Origin of the sequence: Sporocytophaga myxococcoides DSM 11118, from assembly GCF_000426725.1 — a bacterium.
GTDB classification, from domain to species: domain Bacteria; phylum Bacteroidota; class Bacteroidia; order Cytophagales; family Cytophagaceae; genus Sporocytophaga; species Sporocytophaga myxococcoides.
Map to the genome: position 1 here is coordinate 25,795 of NZ_AUFX01000003.1, position 17,977 is coordinate 43,771.

Genomic DNA, 17,977 nt, shown 5'->3' on the forward strand with positions numbered 1-17,977 from the left:
AGAAAATTCGACTAATCATACTTTACGCATTCTTAAAATTAAAGAATGCTGCAGCAAATTTTTGGTAAGGTTGTAAGAGAATTAAGGATCGAAAAAGGTATTACTCAAGAAAAGCTTGCAGAACTTGCTGATCTAGACAGGGCTTTTATATATCATTTGGAAGCTGGAAATAAAGAACCTTCGCTTACTACAATTTTTAAAATTTCAGATGGTCTGAAGGTCTCCCCTTCTGTGATTATTGGAAAAATCGATGAAATTAGAAGAGGTTAACACTATATAATACTTTTCCATTTAATTGTTATCCCCCTATTTCTGTAATAAATTTTGTTTGTACTAATTGTTAATATTATTTAACTTTAGATATCAAACCCTAATATCCTTTTTATCGGCTTATTAAAATTTTTATTTATTAATGCAATTAGATTTTTCCGAATTAGAAACTAAAAAAAATCCGAAAGAAGCAGGAAAGAGATTTGAGGAACTTGTTGCGGCATATTTTAGAAAGTTAAAAGAAGATCCTATTAATAGAATAATGGATGTTAAAGTGGAACCTTCTGGAGAAGGTGGAGATGGAGGACGAGATATTTTAGTTACATTTAACATAAATGATTCAGTAGTTACTTTTTCTCGTAAATGGGTAATTCAATGTAAATTTCATAATAGTTCGATTTCAACTTCTCATTTGAATAAGGTTAATATACCTTCTTTGATTCATCAATATTCTGCCGATGGTTATCTTTTAATTTGTAAGGATGTTCCTGCAATTTCAACAACAAATATGTTTGAAAGCTTAAGAAAGAATTGCAGGTTTTGTTATAACTATGAAATATGGTCTGGTTCAAGATTTAAGGATTTGCTGTATACTCAAACTGACATACATAAATCATTCTTTCCCAAATATTATCAAGAAACGTTACAATTTATCAGGAATAACAAATGAAGGCCTTTATATCTTGTTCAATAAATGAAACCGAAAAATATATAATTTCAATTCTAGCAATAGAACTTGGTCAAAAAGGCTTTGTATTAAAATCATCATTTAATACGGATCATGGTTCTGAGGTAATGGCAGATATTTCAACAAATGAAATTATTAATTCAAGACTTTTTATTGGAATCCTTTCATCAAAAGGAAATAATAAAACAAAAGTGCTTCAGGATTATAAATATGCTAGATTTATGCGAATTCCGAGCCTACTATTAGTTGAAAATAATGTCAAATTTAGACAAGATATAGATAAGTTACCTAATGTAATTAGATTTGATAGAGATAATCCAGAGTTATCTATTCAAAAAGTTAAAAAAATTATTTCTCCTGATAAAAAGCGCCAATTAAAGCCCATTGCGAAAAAAAATAGCATAACTAAAAAGGAAGAATTTTTTGATAATAACGATGGTTTAGCCTTGGTTCTTGGAGGTGCTGCTTTAATAGCTTTAATAGCGTTACTTTCATCTAATGATAAATGACATTCCGGTAACGTTCAATTCTATCTGAACTGCTAAAACCTAATTCAATGTCATAATGAGACAAGCATTTATATTTTTTATAGAGATTACAACTTTTGGTATGGAACAATCAAGTAACTGATACTGCTCATAAAAGAGTGAATCCTTTAAATATATAATTATGAAATTATTAGTGTAAGTTTTGTCCTGAATTGTTCAGCGAATTTGAAAGCTTTAAGAATCCTAGGGAAACAATGTTTATTAGAAACAGGAGAAAACATAACAATTTAAAAAGTAAGTTAAAATAAACATGGCTATAAGTTTAAGAAAGATATTTAGAGCGGAAATAAAACAAAAATGTCCTGAGTTATTGAGAAGGGAAAAATCCTTACTCGACTATGTAGCTGATAAATACATCGCCCTGTTTATAGTAGTTCCAATATACATCATTCTTTATCTTTCAACTATTTTAATCCCATCTCCTGAGTGTTTAAAGGTAATTACTCTTAATAATGCCAAGGACTTGAACAATTCGAGTAATGGCATATTAGCTTCAATCGTGGGAATTACGATGGTGATAATTGGTTTTATTTTCACCGAAATAAAATCAAAAACATTTGTAAGCTTCAAATTCTTCAGCGAAAAAACTTTTTTATTCCCAATTTTCTATTCTTCCTTAGTGAATATTGTAGGTATGCTAATTATAAGTTTATTAGCGGATACTATTACCAAAGACAACAGTATAAACAATGCAGTATTACTAAGTAATTATTTGATTATCCTTGTTAATATTCCTTTGATAATTGTAATTTTTATTAGAGTTGCTAAATACATGGATTACAAGCCTGTATTTAATACTTACAAAGAAATGGTTTTGAAAAAGGCTACTTGCATTTTGTTTAAAGAAAAGATAGTAGAACTGTTTAGCAATAGACTCACTAAAGTTCTTAAAGATAACAATATTAAAACCACATACACTATAAGTGAAATACACAATCCACAAAGGGTAATTCTTAGTAGTCGAAACAATAGTGGAGTATTGTATGATGTATACATTGATAAGTTTGAGGAAGCCATAACTTCAATTAAAAAATCTCACCCTGATAATGATTTTCAATATTCACAATTTCTAATTGGCAAAAACATTGGAGCAGATACTCCTATTCTTTATGCTAATGAAGATTATGCAATTACTCCCAAAGTAATAAAACTATTTAAAGTAAAAGAATCTCAAAGAGAGGATGAAATAGAGTATACAGAATACATGAAAGATATTCATCAACAGTATATTGATGCAGTTAGAAATAACAATGGAAATTTAGCAGTAGATTATCTTTCCATATATAAAGAGCTAAACGAATTATATTGTAACTCCAACAAAAGTTTAAGATGAGAAGACGAAGAACACTATTTAATAGTGTATCTACAACAATTGATGGAATAGAGGAAGTATTATACGATGGCATTGTCCTGTCTTATCAGAACAACAATCAAGAAATACTTTTTGAGACAATATCAACCCTTGATGATATTATCTATAAGTCTATTGGAACAGCTACAAGTATAGTTTTTTATAGAAATCTTCCATTAATCAAAAATCTTTATAAAATTTCATTATCAAGTGGCAAATACTCTTCTAACTTAAAAAATAAATCTTATGAGAGTATAAGAACTAAAATAACACATATTCTTTTTAGAATAGAACAAAAAGTTGACGCAAGAGACAATGAGGTTTTAGTTAAAGAATTCCTCCGCTATTCATTAACCCAGTATAACGGTCTTCTTCATGATATACTACTAAATAAGGATTTAGAATTATACAAAGAAGCAACAAATGAATATTATTCATATATTTTCAAAAAATACCTATATTCTGAAAGAAATAAAGCCAAAGAAGCTTTAGATTATGAGATAGAATATTATGTAAATTCAGTTGCCATATTTCAATACAGTTGGATTATATATCTCTACAGAGAGGGAAAAATTACAACAAAAGAATGTATTGATTATCTAAATACAAATAGACTTTCTGCAAGAAATTATGAAAGAATTTTAGATACATTAATATACATAGATACAATGTCACATTTCGATGCTTTTGGAGTAGATGAATGGGAAAATGATGTTGTTAAAATCAACCACACATTAGCAAGGTCTCCCTTAAAGCCTCAGACATGGACAAATTTAGGAATGATGATTTTTCTTATTAAAAATTCAGGTCTTGTCACCCGTGAGATAAATCCTAATCGGATAAGGAGTACACAAAGATTTTTCGAATTGTACTTTAATGAATTTCAAGTTACATTATCAGAAATAAGAGCAAATAAAGACATATGGATTCCTATCATTTTTAACAATACATTATCAGATATAACTAAAAATTCAACTGAAGAGGATGACTTTATAAAGAGGATAGATTATATATCTGATTCATTAAAGAGAGCTGCTTCTCAATTGATGAAAATAGAGTTTGTTGACAATAATAACCGATTGGCTTCTGAACCTTTCTCAGAAGCTAAGGCTATTGAGTATCGAGAATCTGTAGGTTCTAAATGGTATAAAAGGTCTTTTTTACATAGACTATTTGAAAATTATGGTAATTGGAAAAACTCTGAAGACTCAGATTCAATTACCCCTGTAGGGTACTTTATATTTCAACAAGGAATGAAAATGATGTTTGTCGAAGAGGGGTATAACCTTGTACATGGAAGTGGTGATTTAGGAAGTTCAATAGCTGACTATGAAGACGGTGATTTTCTCAACAACATTAAAAAAGATGATACACCTGTAAGGTCATTTAATAGTATTGTTAAATGTTTAGATAAGCTAATCAAAGTTATAAAAGCAAATAAATTTACTCCAACTGTAATTATTATTGGGGCGCATTGGGCACATTCTACTAATGATTTAGCTTTTCATAAAGACTTTATTCCTGATTGGAAATTAAAAGAGGAGTCGGAGGAATATAGTTCTAATTTTTCTCTTTATAAAGACATCCCCCTTTATACATCATACAATAAGGATTTTGAAGAATACATTGTGGTTGCTGATTTTCAAAATGCTTTTCTGTTAAATCAAGTGCGCAATGATAAATGGTATAAAGAGCAGTTACAGGTAGATACTATTCCTGTAGATGATAATGAAGCAAGGCGTATATTTAATGAAAACCCTAAAGGATGGAAAATTAGTCCTAAAGGTCATGAATTATCCGAAGAAGAAGCATTAAACTACATAAAGACAGGTATTGTATGGGATATTCATGTTAGAGAAACATTTGAGATAAGCAATCCTTTAGCTTATGCCGTAGGTAGAATACCTCTCCCCAAGAAAGGTTGAGAGAGCATTAATCTCAATGGTAAGATATCATATTTCCCCTTATTGTTATAATCCAATGGAAAAAATTGATAAAGACTCCCCTTGTCCTTGTGGAAGCGGAAAAAAATATAAGCACTGCCATTCAGATAAAGAAGATGTTCATATCAACCATCTAGAAATGGTTAAAGGATCCACAATAGACTTTACAGATTTACTTAAGAACCATAGGTCTGTTCAAATTTTAGGGCTATTAGCGGCATTACAACTGCACCCTGAAAATCATGGTAGAAATGTTCGGTTTGAGCGGTTGTGCCGAGAAACCTTGTTAAATTTTAGCTCTAATGATATTAAGCCATTGGCTTCCTGGGAATTAATGAAAGAAGCGATTGAGAGTTATTCCTCAGGAAGTTATGAAGAAGATCCACTGGCGAACGCTTTTACTGAGACCGCAATTTTTGAAGGAGGTAATTATGTTGTGTACTCCGGTATTTACGTCGGATTTACCGACATCCTCAACCAACTCACCGAGTGTATTTTTCAGGTAAAAAATGACCTAAATAAAGAGTTTGTAAAAAAAGTTGGGGACGCAATTGGATTATTGTTATTCATGAGCAATGCCGTCGCTCATTACTCTGGCCATGTTGCTTATATACATCGAAAAAGTGGTACCAGAAATATTGAATTTCCTGATTATAATAAAACCGTTCAATATACCGAAGCCGTTTACTTTACGAGAGAGTTCTTAAACGAAGCTTGCGAAATTCAGGGATATGATATTGCAATATTGGATGACTTTATATTGCAACCTGGAGGAGATGAACTTCAGAATGACGCACCTGAAGAAAATGTGGTTAATTTCAAACCGATTATTGAGCTACAGGATGCCATCCTACTTTATATGCCAACGGGTATCTTGAATTCACTCATTACATACGTAAATCAAAAAGCAAAGGAATATAACTGTTATGATGAACTACTTGAACTATTTTATGCTAGGCAGTTTCATCTAAGTTGCGCAGCACTGGGTAGCAGTGGCTGGTGGGCTGCGGATATAGAATTACCTCCACTTAAAGGTTCTCTATTTGTGCGGGAGAAGGTATTTCAGTTCGATAATCAAAAATTAGGCTATGTATGCTTTGTTCAACCCATTAAAAGCGTACCGACAGAATTTGCTGGCAATTCTGGTAAAGAGGCAACAGATCCATATAAGGAAAGAACTAGTGAGGTAGTTGATTTTCTAAGAAACCTCCATGGGCAGCAACCTTTTGACGTCTTCAGCCTCTATATTATTGGAGAAGCCTGGCAAGATTTCTTTTTTGTATGGTCAAAACCCTCTGCAGGTAATCAATCATTGGCTTTAACTTATCGAGAACTTTGGACAATAACACATTCGTCCACAATTAACAGCTTAACATTATGGAAATTTGCAAAGTGTTACAGCAGAACTAATGAACGTACAAGAGTTATGTCCACGGGTGGGACTTTGGATACTTATGCAGTATACCGGAATAATTATGGCAGTTTGATGGACTCAGATGAAGCTAATCCGTTAGATGGCTTGCTCATAATTGAAAATGGAAGTTCAGACGATTTCAAAAGGGAAATACAAAAGCAGCAAAATGAACATGCTGCTCCGATCTTTTACAAAGGGCAATTAGCTTATACTAAAGTTACACGTTATAAAAATTATGCCCCAATATATGTAGAAAGAGAGTTGAGTGAAAGTTTTCGTATAGTTATAGAGAGCTACAAAATGCCCATCTGGGTGACTAACCCGCAGACGAAAGGAAGGAGAGAAAGTTGGGGTACCTATGTGTGTGAAGCCATTGCTTTTTGGTTGAATAAAATGTCTTACCTCCTATCTCCATATCTAAATGAACAAGATTTCATACAGTTTGAAATAGAAGTTATTGTAGCTGATGAAATGTTAAATCTGCAACAATTTCAGGTTAGACAAGTAGCCCTCACAGAAATACATATCAAGAGCGAAGTAATTCCGCCCACTATAAGGATCACTATCCCCTTTAACTATATCTATGTTGTAAGCCTGCCCGACAACACTGCTGATAAAATGATGATGAGAACAGTAATGCAGGGAATGGTAAATTATATAAAGGCAGCAGGAAATAATACAAAACTTAATGGACAAATTATTGAAGAAATTATTAATAGCACGCTACGTCCTGCTAATGCGAAAATGCTTCTTTTTAATGATGCTTCTTTAAATATAAAAATTGACGATCGAGACCTTCCACCGCTTTATTATATAAATGATACTGACGTATCTTATGTTTTGGATAATCTTGTAAGCTATCTACCTGAAGAATATGAAATATCCATCGATATTCTGGAAAAGAAAAATAAGATTAAGCTCTGTGACGATATTGTAACTGCTCTTATAAATCAGATTTCTGATCGGATTGCTTTATTTGATGGAGCCGGATTACTAAAGTGGCTAATCAAGCTGAATGAAAAGTGCATACAGGTGAGGGAATTTCGGGAAATACTTATTCCTGCGAAAATTGCCTGCTTCAGTGACTTTAATTCTGAAGTTCGGCTGTTAATGGATGACGAAAAAAATCTGGTGATAACTGCCCATGCAATTAGGACATTGATAGAGTTTATAGCTACCCAAATTCCTTCTGGTCATAAATGGCCAAACTATGACGATATAGGCGAGCTCCTTGCTTTAACTAATCAACTTACTGAATGGGGCGCATTGAGCGAAGCTATGCGATTGGGCCTTGACGATCCAAAGATGGGATTATTGCCGTCAGGTCGTATTGGTACTGACAAAACATTGGAGCGGGAAGCATTTAAACCATACGCCGTAGCTAAAACTGAAAGTACATTGTTTAAAAATGTAGAAGATTTTGAATCCAATTATGTTCAGTCGAAGAAATCAAAGGACGTGAGTGAAACAGATGAATCAAAAGCACTCGATACAGCTTTTAGAGCAGAGTTTGGAATAACTCTTACCAATTTATCAAAAATTATCGGTGCTCTAGTAAACGAGGCCTTCACCAAAGGTAAGTCTTGCATGGATATAGAGGAATCTGCAATAATAAAAATTCTATCCTCAATTCAAGGTGTTAGCACCGATGATCTCAATTGCGCGCTTAAATTACTGACGTTATTAGAAAGAACTGGGATTGGTATACCCCCTGTCGGCTACACCCCTATTGATATTTTCCCTTGGCGGTATAATAGATCAATTTCTTATATCAGGAGGCCATTGATTAAACTTCAGAATGAAGGTAGTTACTATTATTATTATGGACATAGGCATTTAATTCAATTTATTGATAACTTATTCTATTTACTTTATTCAGGTAAATTGCCTAATGTTAAATCTGAACTAATGACAAGTTGGCTTGCCGGAGTTTCAGGAGACAAAGGCAAGCCATTCAGGAAAGCAGTAAAAACTTGGATTGAGCAGAACTCAGATTTTCAGGTAATACCTCATGAAGTTAAAATGGAAAATTTAGTTCCTCATGGCTATAAAGAAAGTGATAAGCCCGAAGGGGATATTGATCTTCTTGTGATAGATCATATCAAATACATAATTTATCCCATTGAATGTAAAAACATTCAAGGAGGTAGAAATGTACATGAAATGAAGGTTGAAATAGATGATTATATTGGTCGTAACGGTAATGATAAAAAAGCTAAAATAAAAAAGCATTTGATACGACATCAGTGGCTTAATACAAATAAGAATTCTTTAGCCAGCCTAGTTCCAAATGCAGAAGAATATGAAATTAAATCATTCATATTAACTGCAGATGAGATTCCACTTGGTTATCTAAAAAAAGATACCCTCCCCTTACCTTTGAAGTCATTTGCTTTTTTGAGAAAACTTGGTGTATCTTATTTGTCGGATTTAAAATAATTCGTTCTTTGTGTTACGGTCAACCCAAAAAAGCCATGGATTATAGCCGAGTTAAGATAATTCAGAAAATTATAATTAAACAAATAGTATAACAAATGTCCGCAATTGCTGCCTTAAAAGGTTATAGAACCCAATTCTTATACTCATTACATTTTATCCTATCCAATATGAAAGAAGATTTCATATTTCGTTTGGAAGGAGAAGAGGATTTAGATGTCTTAGACAAGAATGGTAGTCTTTTATACGCCATACAATTAAAAAATTTAGGAAAGACAATAACATTATCAGATATCTTATCAGATAACAAAACATCATTTATAAAAAGATTTTTAGATAAATATCCAAGCGCAATTCCTATACTTGTTTCATATGGTGAGATAAATGCGGAATTAAAGAATTGGACGGTTTATAAAGACAGTATCAGTGAAAAAGATAAAGCGACTTTAAAAAAATATAGGATAGCCGCAGATGAGTGGAAACTAGTTAAGAGCAAAACTCAATTCAAAGAAATTAATGAGGGGGTAATTGCAGAGGAAGTAAAGAAAATGATGAAGGAAAGTTTTTCTTCAGTTGATCCAATTCCTACAATAGGTTTTATGTTAAACTGGTTGCAATTCATTGCTGAGAAGCAGCAGCCCATTACAACAAAAGAGTTTTACAGAAAGGTTGAAGATTTTGCGAAATATATCTCTGAGAGAATTTCAATACATGAACAGTATGGTTTAGTTTTAAAACCATTGCATAAAGTCACAACAGAAGGTGTAAATCAAAGATTATTAGAAAAGGAATTCTATAATGCCACATTGACTAGATATGAGCATATTTTATTAGGGCTTGAAGTAAACAGAGAAAATTACTTAGAAAAAATCAATGAAGAAATAAAAGAGCATAATACCATCATATTAAAAGGTGCTTCTGGGCAAGGAAAGACAGCGTTATTATATAGTTATGTAAATCAATATATCAATGATTGGCTTTCTTTTGAATTAAAAATTCAACAAGATCCTATTATTACTCAAAAGTCCATTCAGGCCATTTCTTCAATAAGTAAGAATCTTGATATTCCAGCTGTTTTTGTAATCAATATAAATCCTAACTCCACTGAGTGGATTCAGATAATTAAAGAATCCGCACATTTAAATCATATAAAGTTTTTGGTTGCAATCAGATATGAAGACTGGTATAGAGCTACAGCAATTGGAATTGAATTTGAATACAAAGAAATTGATTTGTCTCTTTCAAAAGAAGAGGCTGAAGTTATTTATTCAAGATTGAACCAACGAAATAAAATCAGTCATTTTGCTGATTTTGATGAAGCCTGGATTCAAATTGGGAGCAATACGCCGTTATTGGAATTTGTTTATTCTATTACTCAAGGAGATTCATTGCGTAACAAATTAAAACAACAAGTTCAGCAAATTTTAAAGGAAGACGGTCTAAGTAATAATCAACCAATTGAGTTTTTAAGGATCGTCAGCCTTGCCGATTCTATGGGAGCCAAAATTGATGTTTCAAAACTTGATTCAAATTTTGATTACCAGTTTATAATTGAAAAGCTAGAGAATGAATACCTAATTAAAAAATCAGCAGACAAACAATATATACAAGGACTTCATATAGTTCGTTCGCAAAAGCTTCTTGAAATACTTTTCAATGAATATACTAATCATAAAGAAGAATATGGCTATAAATGTATCTCCCTATTAGCGGAAGAAGATGTGTATTTATTTCTAGTACAATTGCTTTATCTTGAAATATTTAAACCTGATCAATTTATATCTGATTTAAATAAGAAGTTCTCTGTAAATGACTGGTCTGTTTATGCATCAATAATAAAAGCCTTTATATGGGCAGGTACTCGTGAGTATGTTGAAAAAAATCGGGAAATTATAGATGAATGTAGAGCAAATTATGGTGATGCATGGACAATGATTTTGGATTTTTTGTTTGGAACTAATTATGATAGAAATGGGATGCTTGACATGCTCAATGTGGATGAAGAGCATAGAAAAAAGATTGATGATATTAATAAAAGATTATCATCCAATCAATTAGTTTATAACTTAGCATCTAATGTTATAAATAAACTTAATTATCCAATTGATACTCCAACTACAAAAATTGAATGGAAATCGTTTGGGGAAACCTTATTTTGGCTAAAAAATATTCCTAATAGTAAGGAAAGTATACCTCTTTTTACGGATAATAGATTTGAAGCTGCTTTTAAAATATTAGACAGTAGTAGCTTGTCAAAACTTATGTTGGGAATGCATTTTTATTCACCTGAAATGAATGCGATTAGAATAAAATATGCTGGTTATTTGGTTGATCGAATAAAAAGTGATTTTGATATTATTCACTTACCTATGGATGAAGATGAAGTAAGCATACATTATATAATTGACATCTTAAAGGCTGATGATGAAAGATCAACAAATGATTTTGTTGTGAATATTCTAGAATTATTAAGAACTGCGTTTCCAGAAAAGAAACAATTCAACTCTCAAGGATATGGTCATAGATTGCAAACACTTTCAGTTGATTATGATCCTACGCATAAAACCATTCCTATTGAAAGTTTACCCTTAGAGGAATGGGTAAACATAAATTCTTGCATTATTAAATTATATGAATATAAAAATCGACCTAAAGATTGGAATGACTATTGTATAAATTTAAACCAATGGGAAACACAAATTAAGGATAAAATTAATGAGTTTAATAGATCTTTTGATTTGCTGCTTAAAGGAAGTAAAACCTATGCACCAGTGACGCGAGTTATGGAGAATATTTTTTTTAATAGACTTGAAAAAATTAAGGAGCCAAAATCAATTATCGATCCTTTAGGTATATTTGTAGGTAAGAAAAAAAGACAAAATTCTGAAAACGAAAGAGAGCAATTAAATCAAGCATTATACTCAAAGTTTGAAATGTTTTTTAAAAGCTTTTCTGATTTTAAAGGAGATATCGAAAATTTTATTCACCAGTCTGCACAAACTTTGACATCAAAGATTAAATTAAAAACAGAAGAAGGACACATTCATAATGAAAATATAGAGCGCTTATCTCAAGTTAATTTATACAATGCAATTAATAAACTTAAAGAATATAATAATCAATATAATCATACTTTAGGCACCATCGATGTTTATCACAAAACCAAAATTGAGATTAATAATTTACTCACTGCCGCAACTTATTGGAAAGATTTTTTGAGTGATAATACCAAAGGACAGCACTCCTATGAAAGAATATTTAAGCTTAAAAGTGATTTTGAAAACCGAATAATTAGAGATTGTAAACAGGCTTCTAAAGCAAATCAATTTTCAATACAATATATTAATAGTAAAACTACAGAGGGAAAGCCAATATTACTTATTGATGGCGAAAATCCTTTCTTGTCATTACAAGGGATGAAAGAAGCCTATAATATAATACAGCAGGCAATAAATAATCCTGAATTTACAAGTCTTAAATACCTAATGTTGCAACTATGGTTTTCTAATATTTATTTCATTCAAACGGTTTATAATAAAAGCGTTAATAATAAATGGAATGTGATAATGCTAAACATTATCAAGGATGATTTATTGGAAGAGTTGTCCCTTATTAATTTTATACAAAAACCTATTGCAACTGATATTCTTGAAAGCCTTAATATCCAGAGTTGGGCACATTTGTATCCTGAATTCAATGAGATAAACAAAGCTATTGAGTCATATGGTAGATTGATTTCATTGGTTGATCATTTTTATGATTTACGATTGTTTGATCAAATTGAATTAAAAGATGAAGACCAGAAAAATTTATCCCACCATATAGAAAAAATAGGTTTAGAATTACAGCGATCTCTTCAATCTGTATTAGATTCAGTGGTGGTTTGGCTTAATATGTTTCCTTTAGATGAACCCACTTACAACTGCAGCGAAGACGAGCAGGAATATTTTAAAGCATTGATCAATATTAGGGATAATATTTTTCCAGAACCTAAAGGCGAAGAAGAAGATTATCAGGTTGTAATAAACATGGAAATTATCTCTAAATGGATTGACAGATTAAGAGTGTGTAATGAAAACTGGGAAGTATTTATACTCTTGCTTTATGGCAAATATGTAAATAAGTACAAATAAATCAATTACAAATTAGAAGCGTTTTTTTTGTGATCCAGTTGTCATTGGATAAAATTCAACAGATATTATTTTGTAACCTTTCCATTGTTAGGACAGCTCTAAAGTAGAACAACTATGGTTTATAATTATCCTGTTAAAGAGTAATGAAATCACCCTTTTGAAAGACATATAGTTCTTTCTTCTAAATCTTCATAGTTAGTATTTTCATTAAAATCCTTAAGAGCTTTTAAAAATTGTCTTAAAAAAATATTACTAGCAAAAGTCAACAAATGATCAGATTAAATTTCATTTTTATATTTATAGGGAAAATTAAGAACAGATGTCCATTCTTGAGAAAGAACTAATTTAAAATATCTTCTTGATTAAATTTTCATTACAAATTATATTAAAATTAGAAATTGATGTTTGTTCAATGGAAGGTTAGTAATTATTATAAATAAGCTTAACTTTTTACCCAGTCTCCTAACTTCATATCTTCTTGCAGTATATGTTTTAGGAGTATTATTTTTTCCTTTCCAACTATTTCGTGGTGATTAGGAATAGCTACAAGAGCATTCTTAAGTTCTTCAGAAAGTTTGTGTTTCTCTATAAGTTGATTTATTATTATAGAGCTAAAGAAAAATTTTAGAGAGATGTTCTTATCAACAAATAATTGAATTAGTGGAATAATATGGCTCTCAAGTTCAGGCACTTTAATCACTTGTTCAATTAATTTTATTACAGTAAAATCAGGATCTAATGCTGGATATAATTTATCAAATATAAAATTTTTGCCCCAAAATTTAAATAGGTCTCTCTTATCCCCAGTTTGTTGCAGTAATTCAATATGTTCTACAATTATTGAAACTAATTCTTTTTCATTTTCTTCATGTTGATATGCTTTAATTATGATATTCCATAATTTTTCTGTTGCGACAAGCGCACAACTTGTAGTAGCAGTTTCATAAATTAATCTTAAAAGTTGTTCCCTTTGCTTATATGGACTTCGACACATATTTCTCCATATCCAAAAACCATCTCGCCAATCGATTGAAAATCCATTCACCCCTTTATTCAAAAGTTCTCTTAAACATAAGTGGTAAAACGGATCCTTCTTTGAATTCAATATATATCTAACTAATATATTCCAAAAATTTTTATTATGATGATGCACTGCAAGCCACCATAAAGGCTGTGGGTGTCCAAAGTAAACATGCAAACAATCCAACAATAGATTTTCAGGGAAGGATTTTACGATCTGTTGAATTTCCATTTGAAAAAAATTGGGATTTCCTAAAATCTCTTGTTGAATTTCTAAAGGGGGATTAGTATATGAATTTAATAAAACTGCCTTGATCCACCGAACATCTTTTCTTGTGGACTTCACTAATGAAATCACCTTTTCCTTTTCTGAAATATGCATATCTTCCCAATACTCAACAATCCACTTTATATTTGAAATCAAAAAAATTGTTACTGGATATGTAATTAACTTATCGAATAATACTTCCCTAACCTTATAATCCATCTTCGTAAACTTCATTAAGTAATCAGCCACGGACATTTCATATTCATCCGGGTATGCACCATTTTTTATTCGATAATCTATTCTTTCATACCATACTTGTAATATTGTCAAACCTGCTTCTTTAGTCAAATAGTTAAGTGATTCCGTTATTGTAAGTCCGAAGAGTCCTGGGTTAAAGTAAACATCTATAGGAATTTGTTTTATGAAAACAGGAAATAATTCTCCCCACACTGTCCAAAGGTCTTTCTTCTCAACTTCATTCATGTTTTCCCAATCAATACCATCAAGCTGATAGTCTTTAGCAAATGTTGTAAACAATTTGTTTAACCGAATAGCTATTGGCCTTTTAATTAGCATTTGCTTAAGTAATCGAAGAAGTTGTTCTTTATTGGAATTCGAAAACATTTTCCAAGCCATTAAGCAAGATCGCACTCCTTCAAACACTACAGAAGGATGTTCATCTGCAAAAATTATATTTAGTTGATCAACTCCAATGGTTTTGCCAGTTCTTAATACAAATATGTGGGCAGCAGATTCCCGAATAAATACTTCTTTATATTTTAAAAATTTTTCAAATACTATATCTGATATTCTTTTATCTTCATCATTTCGAATAGCAAGTAAATAATGCCATGATTCGTATGAAGAAACAAATTCATTTCTTTGAAATCTATTTTCAATATCAATAATTTCTTTATCCTCAATTGAAACAAGATACTCTTCAAAACCTATTCCACCTTCAGTACTTATAAAGGGTATAGATTCATTATTCCAAAAAATGTGAGAAGATGATACTCCTCCAGATTCCAATTTGGAAATTAATATAGTTTTATGATCTTCATCAAGTAAATCCATGTATTCTATTAAGAATACCAAAATTCTGTCCTCAACAGAAGGGTATATTGAATTCAAGCCTTTGAAAGCAATGTCAAATATTTCAGCTTTAAATTCATTTGGAATATATTTAATTAAAAAGGAAAGTTGACTTGCTACTATAAATGAAGTTTTAGGATCAATACAAAATAATGCTTTTTTGACCTTATCTAGAAATCTCTTTTGTGCAGTCCTACTGCTATCAAAAAATAAATAACGTCCAGCCTCTAGATAATTAGGATGAGAAAAAAATAACGTATCATCTTGATTAGTGATAAAAAAACGCCTTTCTAAATATTCTAGAGTGTTAAGGATTTCTTCTTTCAAAGTAGGTTCTGCATCGTATTTAGGATAATTGGCATCTTCAGGTTTCAATGCTGTGGCTAAATAAAAATCTTTATCGATTAACGTATAATAGTTTTCGTCTTCCGAAAGTATATATGCAAGTTCTCGTTTATTTACGCCTTCCGTTGTGTTAGACGTTAAAGCTAATAAAGATAAAATTTCTGCAATTTTTATATTTTTATCACGAATATTTTCTCCAATTTCTAGAGAATTCATTCTAGCAATATGTTCTAACTGATCTTTTGTTTTGCCCCGCAAATCAGAAATATCAGTTCCAGCTAAAAATTGCAATTGCCCTATTTGAAGTTTTCCTTCACCTTCCGTTTTTGCAATAATCTTTTCAATTTCTATTATTATTTCTCTTGGTATATTTCTTTCATTTGTGATAGTCCTCCAGTAATCTATTAAGAAATCACTATTAGTAAGGGTTAAGTCGTGCCATTGTTTTCCATTTATCTTTTTATAATTGAACTCTCTAATGGAATGAATTTCTTTAAGTATCTCACGGCGGGTTGTAATAATTAATTTATGATTAGAAGAAAGGTTTTTGCCTAAACTTTCAATTTTACTCCAAATACTTAAACTTTCAGGTAATTTTTCAATATGTCCCCAGGGGTCTTCTAATATGGCAATTTTGTCTTCTACAGTGTTTTGTGAAAAGAACTGATTTATGAATTGAAAATCAGTGTTAATGGTGTAATTATATCCTTCACAAAAAAAATGGTAAGCAATATGTTTTGCTAATTCACTTTTGCCACAAAGAGTAGTTCCAGTTAACAATAATAGATTATTGTGCTTCAATTCTTCAATTAAAACTTCTTCTTCTATTCTTTTTTTATAGTTATTATCAATTATAGGTGCCGCTGCTTTCTTTTGATTGATCAGGTCTTGAACCAGTGGTACAACATTTAATTTTTTATCTCTACCATCTCTTATTATATCTAATAAATTAGCTTGAACATTGTCTGTTAATGATTGAGCTATATGATATTTTTTATTTAGTAATGATTTTAATTCACGCGTTAAAACATTCTCTAATGCTTCTTCCCAAATAATGACCTTTTTCAATACATCTGTCAAATGGTTCTTGTCTTGAAAAACTTTAGATTGTGATATACAATAATTTTGACGTAATGTTAATAGCTTAGTGGTGTTGTCAGAATATTCAGATAAGGCCTTTGTAAATTCTTGATTCCATTTATGGGTAATAGAAATAGCATTATGAGGAGCTATTTCGGATACTGCCCTTTTTAATTGAACTACATCATCGTTACACCTCCCTTGGGTAATAAATAATACTAAATGATTACTATTATTAATCCTATGTAATAAATTATTATCCACACTACCCTCTTGGAAATGGGTAAGCCAGCTGGTTAGCTTAGGAATATCTAGTTTTGAAGCTTCCCTTTTTACTTGTATTTCTATACAAAACTGTTTAGATTCTAAAGTAATCACAACATAAGCGTCCTCACTACCTTTTTTTTCCACAAAAAAAGATTGTATTTTGTCTAATCCGATAACTAAAGCCAAATATGCAGTTGCTAAATATTGATATTCGTAACCTTGTACACCTGAAGAAGTGATTGACATAATCAGAAAGGAATTGTTAAATGTAAAAGATCAAAAAAGAATAATTTATGATTATGCAATTTTGTTTTTATTCTCTAATTGGAAAAAAAAATATTGAAAAAAAATTGAGCAACGATTAAAGTATTTTTAGTTATGAACATTATATATGAACAATACCTCAAACTGAAGCAAACGAAATTGCATGTAATTATCTATTATTCAGATTTATATATATAAATTATGAACAAATAACATTGAGCACTTGTTAAATAGAAAATATAGAAACCATCCCACTGATTTACCCAGATTTTAAGTTTTGACTTTAATACTATACATCCTATAACTTGTAGAGTTTTACTTAAGAATAATCTCCCAACTTCTACTCTGATTTCTGATTCTATAATTAAAGGAATGCCTTTTATAATCCTTTGATTAAATCCATCTCGATAATTGACTTTGTATAGGTTTTAATCAAAGGATTATAAAATATCACAATTCCAATTTCAATTCTGGTTACGTTTGATTTCTTTTTCTGAAAATTATCGTCTTTTCCTTAGTCATTTACCGGATTTCAGACTCTTATACAATCTTTCAACTACAGTTGACCTCTACCTATATTTTACTTTAATGTATTGATAATCAATATGTTAAGTTGTGTTTTCCTAACAGTAATTCTACTTTTTCCTTAGTTTTTTCTTTAATTCTTTCGTTTCCAATTGGTTAAATTCTGATTCCAGATGAAGAATCCCATCAGTTGACGGTGCTGTTGTCCTCTTTGTCTTTATTCCGGTAAAGCTTCTGGCTGTTGACCAATTTTAAATTTGACCAGGTAAAGGCTTTGCCAAAGAATTTTTTATTAACACACCTAATTCAAGCTTTTAGAATAGAATTTACATT

At 30.9% G+C, this 17,977-nt stretch carries 8 protein-coding genes; 7 read left to right on the forward strand and 1 reads right to left on the reverse strand.

The annotated features are described in order from the left end of the window. Positions 1–45: 45 nt before the first annotated feature. The 7 genes from K350_RS0100110 to K350_RS0100140 all read left to right on the forward strand — a co-directional run bounded on the left by K350_RS0100110 (position 46) and on the right by K350_RS0100140 (position 12,783). A complete protein-coding gene (locus K350_RS0100110) occupies positions 46–270 on the forward strand; it encodes a helix-turn-helix domain-containing protein (protein WP_028978181.1) in 225 nt (74 codons plus the stop codon). 142 nt (positions 271–412) lie between these two features. After that, complete coding sequence (locus K350_RS0100115; protein WP_028978182.1) at positions 413–940, forward strand: restriction endonuclease; 528 nt, start codon at positions 413–415, stop codon at positions 938–940. Further along, positions 937–1,467, forward strand: a complete 531-nt coding sequence (locus K350_RS0100120; protein WP_028978183.1) for a hypothetical protein — start codon at positions 937–939, stop codon at positions 1,465–1,467. The genes K350_RS0100115 and K350_RS0100120 overlap by 4 nt, the downstream gene beginning before the upstream one ends. 289 nt (positions 1,468–1,756) lie before the next feature. After that, the gene (locus K350_RS0100125) at positions 1,757–2,839 is read left to right on the forward strand and encodes a hypothetical protein (protein WP_028978184.1); all 1,083 of its coding nucleotides are present in this window, start codon (positions 1,757–1,759) and stop codon (positions 2,837–2,839) included. Then, the gene (locus tag K350_RS0100130; RefSeq protein ID WP_028978185.1) at positions 2,836–4,782 is read left to right on the forward strand and encodes a hypothetical protein; all 1,947 of its coding nucleotides are present in this window, start codon (positions 2,836–2,838) and stop codon (positions 4,780–4,782) included. The genes K350_RS0100125 and K350_RS0100130 overlap by 4 nt, the downstream gene beginning before the upstream one ends. A 55-nt stretch (positions 4,783–4,837) precedes the next feature. Continuing rightward, on the forward strand, positions 4,838–8,653 hold the full coding sequence (locus K350_RS26745; protein WP_051312722.1) for an SEC-C domain-containing protein: 3,816 nt from the start codon (positions 4,838–4,840) through the stop codon (positions 8,651–8,653). A gap of 167 nt (positions 8,654–8,820) precedes the next feature. After that, entirely contained in the window at positions 8,821–12,783 is a 3,963-nt protein-coding gene (locus K350_RS0100140; protein ID WP_028978186.1) for a hypothetical protein, read from the forward strand. Positions 12,784–13,225: 442 nt separating this feature from the next. Here K350_RS0100140 and K350_RS0100145 read toward each other — a convergent pair whose 3' ends face one another. Beyond that, positions 13,226–17,101 carry an nSTAND3 domain-containing NTPase gene (locus K350_RS0100145; protein WP_028978187.1) on the reverse strand — a complete coding sequence of 1,292 codons (3,876 nt, stop codon included), beginning with the start codon at positions 17,099–17,101 and terminating at the stop codon, positions 13,226–13,228. Positions 17,102–17,977 lie beyond the last annotated feature (876 nt).

Excerpts from the sequence above, each read along its gene's own strand:
- K350_RS0100140 (WP_028978186.1), top strand. The coding sequence starts at position 8,821 with ATGAAAGAAGATTTCATATTTCGTTTGGAAGGAGAAGAGGATTTAGAT.
- K350_RS26745 (WP_051312722.1), top strand. The coding sequence starts at position 4,838 with ATGGAAAAAATTGATAAAGACTCCCCTTGTCCTTGTGGAAGCGGAAAA.
- K350_RS0100110 (WP_028978181.1), top strand. The coding sequence starts at position 46 with ATGCTGCAGCAAATTTTTGGTAAGGTTGTAAGAGAATTAAGGATCGAA.
- K350_RS0100120 (WP_028978183.1), top strand. The coding sequence starts at position 937 with ATGAAGGCCTTTATATCTTGTTCAATAAATGAAACCGAAAAATATATA.
- K350_RS0100130 (WP_028978185.1), top strand. The coding sequence starts at position 2,836 with ATGAGAAGACGAAGAACACTATTTAATAGTGTATCTACAACAATTGAT.
- K350_RS0100125 (WP_028978184.1), top strand. The coding sequence starts at position 1,757 with ATGGCTATAAGTTTAAGAAAGATATTTAGAGCGGAAATAAAACAAAAA.
- K350_RS0100145 (WP_028978187.1), bottom strand. The coding sequence starts at position 17,101 with ATGTCAATCACTTCTTCAGGTGTACAAGGTTACGAATATCAATATTTA.
- K350_RS0100115 (WP_028978182.1), top strand. The coding sequence starts at position 413 with ATGCAATTAGATTTTTCCGAATTAGAAACTAAAAAAAATCCGAAAGAA.